Origin of the sequence: Ilumatobacter sp. (assembly GCF_049588435.1) — a bacterium.
In the GTDB taxonomy this organism is placed as follows: domain Bacteria; phylum Actinomycetota; class Acidimicrobiia; order Acidimicrobiales; family Ilumatobacteraceae; genus Ilumatobacter_A.
The window spans coordinates 1-5332 of record NZ_JBAVYV010000228.1; the positions used below are offsets into that span (position 1 = coordinate 1).

Annotated in this window: 4 protein-coding genes; 1 reads left to right on the plus strand and 3 read right to left on the minus strand. The window is 68.0% G+C overall.

What is annotated here, in order from left to right:
- Positions 1-1740: aminotransferase class III-fold pyridoxal phosphate-dependent enzyme (locus tag WBV89_RS08915; protein ID WP_423980984.1), on the plus strand; the 1740-nt coding region annotated here is incomplete at its 5' end.
- 19 nt (positions 1741-1759) lie between these two features.
- Here WBV89_RS08915 and WBV89_RS08920 read toward each other — a convergent pair.
- The 3 genes from WBV89_RS08920 to WBV89_RS08930 form a co-directional block, all read right to left on the minus strand.
- Positions 1760-2665, minus strand: coding sequence for an alpha/beta fold hydrolase (locus tag WBV89_RS08920; protein WP_423980985.1), 906 nt, complete (start codon positions 2663-2665; stop codon positions 1760-1762).
- A gap of 16 nt (positions 2666-2681) precedes the next feature.
- A complete protein-coding gene (locus tag WBV89_RS08925) occupies positions 2682-4511 on the minus strand; it encodes a CopD family protein (RefSeq protein ID WP_423980986.1) in 1830 nt (609 codons plus the stop codon).
- Between the two features lie 62 nt (positions 4512-4573).
- Positions 4574-5332: heavy metal translocating P-type ATPase (locus WBV89_RS08930; protein WP_423980987.1), on the minus strand; the 759-nt coding region annotated here is incomplete at its 5' end.

Here is a 5332-nt window from a genome sequence, read left to right on the forward strand (position 1 = left end):
CCGTCCGGTGAACGACGAACGTTGCACCTCGGCATCGACGTGTTCGTTCCGAGCGGTACGCCCGTCGCCTCCCCGCTCGCGGGCACCATCCACTCCTGCGACGTCCGCGACCAGCCGGGTGATTACGGCGGCGTCGTCCTCGTCGAATACCGGACGCACGACGACACCCCGTTCTGGATGCTCCTCGGCCATCTCGATCACGCGAGCGTCCGAGGACTGAACCCGGGCGACCCGATCGAGCGCGGAACACGACTCGCGACCGTCGGGACCCGTGCCGAGAACGGCGGGTGGGCACCCCACATCCACGTCCAACTCTTCACCGACCTGCTCGGACGAACGACCGACCTCGACGGCGTCGCGCGGGCGAGCGAACGCGACGTGTGGACGTCGATCTCGCCGAACCCGGCCCCGCTCATCGTCGGCGTCGATTGCGACGCCGTCGACGCACCGCGCTCGCGGACGACGATCGACATCGCGCGGCGGCGTCGATCGAACCTTTCCCCCTCGTTGTCGCTGAGCTACGACGAGCCGCTGCACGTGGTGCGCGGCGAGGGAGCAACCCTCGTCGACGCGACGGGTGAACGCTGGCTCGATCTCGTCAACAACGTCGCCCACGTCGGCCATGAACATCCGCGCGTCGTCGAGGCGATCTCCGAGCAGGCCCACCTGCTCAACACCAACACGCGCTACCTGCATCCCAACATCGTCGAGTACGCCGAACGGCTCCGGGCACTGTTTCCGGACCCACTCTCCGTCGTGTTCTTCACCAACTCGGGCAGCGAAGCGGTCGATCTCGCACTGCGGCTGGCGCGCACCGCGACGGCCCGCGAGGGCGTGCTCACCCTCGACTGGGCCTACCACGGCAACCTCTCGTCACTCGTCGAGATCAGCCCGTACAAGTTCAACCGGGCCGGTGGCCGAGGCCCGACCGAGCGCGTCCGGATCTGCGAGCTGCCCGACCCGTATCGTGGCCGACACGGAGCCGACGGTCCGGCCTACGCGACCGAGGTCACCCGTTCGGCCGACGAACTCGTGTTGGCCGGCCGCGCTCCCGCGGCGTTCGTCCACGAGTCGATCTCGGGATGTGGCGGCCAGGTCGACCTCGCCCCCGGCTATCTCCCGGCGGCGTACGCGGCGGCACGCGAGGCGGGCGCGCTCTGCATCGCCGACGAGGTGCAGTGCGGACTCGGGCGGATGGGCGACGACTGGTGGGCATTCGAGACCCAGAGCGTGGTGCCCGACATCGTCACGATGGGCAAACCGCTCGGCAACGGACACCCGCTCGGCGCAGTCATCACGTCGCCGGCGATCGCTCGCGCGTTCGCCAACGGAATGGAGTACTTCAACACATTCGGTGGCAACCCGGTGTCATGTGCTGCCGGACTCGCCGTGCTCGACGTGATCCGCGACGAACGGCTGCGGGCACACGCGACGACGGCCGGCGCGCACCTGCGCCGACGACTCGACGTACTCGCCGAACAGCACACATCGATCGGCGACGTCCGCGGGCGCGGCCTGTTCGTCGGCATCGATCTCGTCGACGACCAGATGACCAAGACGCCGGCCACCGAACTGGCCGGTCAGGTCGTCGAGGCGGTCCGGCGACGCGGCATCCTCATCTCACGCGACGGTCCGTTCGAGAACGTGCTGAAGATCAAACCACCGATGGTCGTCACGAGCGACGAACTCGACCGATTCGTCGACGCCCTCGACGACGCCCTCCGCGAGCTGCGCGACTGAAGACATCGCGCGCCCGTCCCTACGCGGCGTCGAGGTGCTGGAAGAGCAGTTCGGGATGTTGCAACGCGACGTGGTGATCGGAGCCCGGTACGGAGATCATCTCGGCGTCGCCGCTGATCGACGCGATGTACGCCTGGTCGCCGATCGGATCGTCGTCACCGTGGAAGATCGTGACCGGAACGCTGGACGGGAGGACCTCCGTCCAGTCGAACCCGAGGACGAGCGACTGAAGCGAGCCCTGATACGCATCCCAGGTGTGACGTGACGCATCATGGCCGAGACGGGTCGGCCACCGCGGCGCCATCATCGCCATCATTCGTCCGCTCACGTCCCGGTTCTGACAACTCGCGCGACACGCCCGTTCGGCCCAGCCCGAGTCCATCAGGAACAGCCGCCCCATCACACCGTGCACCTTGCCGATCGAACGGGCCGCTTCCTCGTCGCGATAGATCGGAGGCCCCCAGAGCAGGACCCGTTTCACCCGATCGGAGTTCCGGTTCGCCCACGTCAGTGCGATGGCGCTCGACATCGAGTGGGCCGCCACCACGACGTCGGACGATTCGAGACCCAATGTGGCGAGGGCCTGATCGAGCGCAGCGACGTGCTCCTCGACACCGAACTCGGTTTGTTCCTCGTCGAGCGAGTGGCCGAACCCGAGGAGGTCGATGATCAGCACTCGGCGGCGGCGGCTGAGGCCGTCGTAGAAGGCTCCGAAGTAGCTGCCGGTCGCACCGAGACCGTGCAGCAGGACGAGCACCTCGTCGTTCTCGTGCCCGGTCGGCCCGCTGTCGAGCACGCTCAGCGACCCGGCCCAGCGGCGCGGGAACGACGACGTACTCCAGCGGCGGACGAGCGGTGACGTCCGGTGCACGAACTGCCAGACGATCACCACGACGGCGACGATGAGGAGGGTGACGATGAGCATGGGCGCGAACGGAGATCTACGACGCCGCGGCGACGAGCCACGCCGTCACGACGATGACGAAGCCGAGCAAAATCGCCTCGGCGGTGATCACCGAACGCATCCGTTCGTGGAGCGCAGGGTTGTCGGGATCGGCGTTCAGGAGCGGGATCAGTCGGAAGTGGTTGTAGGCACCTCCGCACATCGCGAGCACGGCCGCGCCGCTCTTGAGAAGCAGGATCTGGCCCCATTCGGTCCCCGTGAGGTCGCCGAACGAGTTCAGCACCGCCACGGCCATCACGAGGCCCGCCACCACGACCGCACCCAATGCGATCGATGCCACCTGGGAGAAGCGCACGACGAGTTCGAGTGCACGCGGTGGCACTCCTCGACGATGCCGCTGCCAGATCAGGACGGTCATCGCGACGACACCACCCAACCAGACCGAACCGGCGACCACGTGAACGCTGTTGGCGAGCGCATGCAACGGCCGCCACCCCTTCGACACGGTGTGCCCGTCGAACCAGAACGAGATGACCGCGAGGAACGCTCCGACGAACGCGACGGTGGATGCCCGAGTCGGAACCCATCGCTCGTCGGGTCCCTGCGGTTCTCGTCGGACTTCCTCGGGAATGTCCACGTCTCGGGGTACAGCCCGCGTCACCAGGCCCGGGTCGATCTCGACCGGTTGCGTGGTCTCCGGCTCGACAGCCGGGGCCGGGTCGACGGCGATACCGGGATCATCGAGCGTCGTCGCCGGATCGCGAGGGAGCACGCGGATTCCACTGGTGGGCTCGTGGGGAGTGTCCCCACCGCGGGCGGGCCGGCGAATCGATGAGACCGGCCCGGTCGAACGACGGAAGCGCTTGTTCCGGCCGGGGTCGCCGGAATTGTTCGCTGCGGCGGAGAGGCTGCGTGTCGGTCGGACCGACACGGTGGTCAGTGCGAGACCGGCAGCGATCGCGACACCCGCGACCATCCGCAGGACCGCGGCGAAACCCGGTGACCACGACCAGTAGCCCGAGAGCGATTCGCCCGCGATGCGGGTCACCCCGACGTACTCCATCGCGGCGCCGACGGTGATGACACCGCCGACGACCCGGACCGCCGTGATGAGCGTACGGATCTCGGCCCGCTCGCCGAACAGCGTCGTCGCGGCGAACGCGACTCCACCGATCGCCAGTGCGATCCCGGCGAAGCTCAACACTCGACCGAGCGTGGCGAGCGATTCCCCCGGCCGATCACCGTCGACGGCCAGGAACTCGTCCATCGAAGCCATCTCGGCCGCGGTCATGTCGTGCCCGCCGTCGTCGACAGCCACCGCCGGCACCTGCGTGGTCGGCGCAGGCTGCGTCGTCGCCGTGGTCACTGCGACGGCAGGTGCAGTACTCGTCGGTGCCGATGTCGTGGACGTGGCCGGCGGGGCCGTCGTCGGTGCGACGGTCGTCTCGACAGCGGGTGCGGTGACGTTGAACGAGAACGATCCGTCGATCAGGTGGCCGTCGGGTGCACTCACCGTCCACCGCACGCCGATCTCACCACCGGCGAGCGCCGGATCGAACGCGAGGGTGAAGACCTTCTTGTCGGCGGTCACCGAGACGGAGGTCGGCTCGCGCAGCTGTCCGTTCGCATCGAGGACCAGAAACCCGTCTCCGGCCTCATCGGCCTCCCCGGTGAACACCAGCGAGATCAACTCCACAGGTGCGTCGACGACGTCTCCAGCGGACGGCGTCGATCCGGAGAATCCCGTGTGGGCGCTCACCGTCCCGCCCCCGACTGCCAGACCGGCCAGCGTTACCAACAACACCACGATCGAGGCAGCGAGATGTCGCCGGACGCGCTCGATTCGGGTCTCGGCGGAGAAGAACATCGCGCGAAACCCTACGACCTGACGGCCGTGCGGAGTCGGCAGGCCCGAGATCTTCGGCGCGGTCATGCCGTGACCGGCGAAGGCGTGGGCCTCGCCGGATCGACCGTTGCGACGACCTCTGAACCAGCGCTGCCGAAGCGGCGCAGACGGATGCTGTTCAGCACGACGCTGATCGACGAGAACGCCATGGCGGCACCGGCGATGAGCGGGCTGAGGAGCCCCGACACCGCGAGCGGGATCGCGATCGTGTTGTATCCGAACGCCCAATACAGGTTCTGCACGATCGTCCGGTACGTGCGCCGGGACAGTTCGATCGCGGTGACGACGCCGGACACGTCACCACGTATCAGGGTCAGGTCACTCGATTCGATCGCGACATCGGTCCCGGTCCCGATCGCGATGCCGAGATCAGCTTGCACCAGCGCCGGAGCATCGTTGACGCCATCGCCGACCATCGCCACGACCTCGCCCGCGTCCTGCAACCGTCGGACCTCGGTCTGCTTGTCCTCGGGGAGCACCTCGGCGATGACGTGATCGATCCCGACCGTATCGGCGATCGACTGCGCAGTCCGGGCGTTGTCGCCGGTGATCATCCCCACCGTCAGCCCGAGATCGTGGAGACGCCGCACCGTCTCGGCAGCCGATGCCTTCACCGTGTCGGCGACAGCGATGACGCCGCGGACCTCGCCGTCCCAGCCGGCGAACACGGCGGTGCGCCCGGCACTCTCGAATGCAACGGCTTCGTCGTCGAGGAAGTCGGACAGCTCGAGCGATGCGCGAGCAACGAGTTCGCGCCGACCGACCCACACCGTCGTCCCGTC